The following is an 863-nucleotide window of genomic DNA, read 5'->3' as shown; positions in this document are numbered from 1 at the left end:
CTCGATCGCCCGGTCGATCTCGGCCACGCTGCGATACTCGACGGTCTTGCCGTCATAGCTCACCCGCGCCACGCCCGAGGACCGCTGCGCCGAGAGCGCATCGCGGCGGGCGCGGAGGTCGGTGATTGTCGGCATGACGCGTGCCTTCTATGCTTGGGGCGTTTCGGCCGCCCGGAGGACCCATGTCCGAACCTGTCGCTCGTTTGCTGATCGAACTGGAGGACATCACCCCTCGTATCTGGCGGCGGGTTGACGTTCCGGCTGCGATCACCCTGTCGACCTTGCACGACGTCCTTCAGGCCGTGATGCGGTGGGAATATTCGCATCTCTACGAGTTTCGCGTGGGCGACCGCGTTTATGGCGAGCCGCTCCCCGGCTTGGAGAGCACGTCGCGACGGGTCTACAAGGCCAAGGGAACCAGGCTGAACCGAGTGGTCGACCGGGGCATCGACCAATTCACCTATGTCTACGATTTCGGTGACGACTGGCGGCACAGCATCAGAGTCGAGGACGTCCAGGACGGCGATCCCGACACCGATTATCCGGTTTTCGTCGAGGGCGAACGCCGGGCACCGCCCGAGGATGTGGGCGGCCTGCCGGGCTTCATGAACTTCCTTGATGCGATCGCTGACCCGAAACACCCGGAGCACGCGTTCCTGCTGGAATGGGTCGGCGGCGCCTTCGACCCCGAGGACATCGACCGCCAAGAGATCGAGTTCGACCTTGCCATGCTCGCCGAGTTCCGGCGCCGGGTGCGCGCCGGGCATCGCAGTCGCGCGCGAAAGAAGGCGCACTGATCACCCCATGTACCTCGACCGCCGCGTCCGCCGTCGCGGCGCCGGGCGGGGCGCGGGCCGGGCCGG

2 protein-coding genes are annotated in these 863 nt (G+C 66.6%); one reads left to right on the top strand and one right to left on the bottom strand.

Annotated elements, in window-relative coordinates:
- A partial coding sequence (locus ACH13J_RS18350; RefSeq protein WP_397544786.1) for a phage head-tail joining protein occupies positions 1–135 on the bottom strand: 135 nt, incomplete at its 3' end.
- A gap of 47 nt (positions 136–182) precedes the next feature.
- Between ACH13J_RS18350 and ACH13J_RS18345 the strand changes: the two genes are divergently transcribed.
- Complete coding sequence (locus ACH13J_RS18345; RefSeq protein WP_397544785.1) at positions 183–797, top strand: IS1096 element passenger TnpR family protein; 615 nt, start codon at positions 183–185, stop codon at positions 795–797.
- Positions 798–863 lie beyond the last annotated feature (66 nt).

It is taken from the genome of Roseovarius salis (genome assembly GCF_044472985.1).
GTDB classification, from domain to species: Bacteria; Pseudomonadota; Alphaproteobacteria; order Rhodobacterales; family Rhodobacteraceae; genus Roseovarius; species Roseovarius salis.
This window is presented reverse-complemented; position numbering and strand designations above follow the sequence as displayed.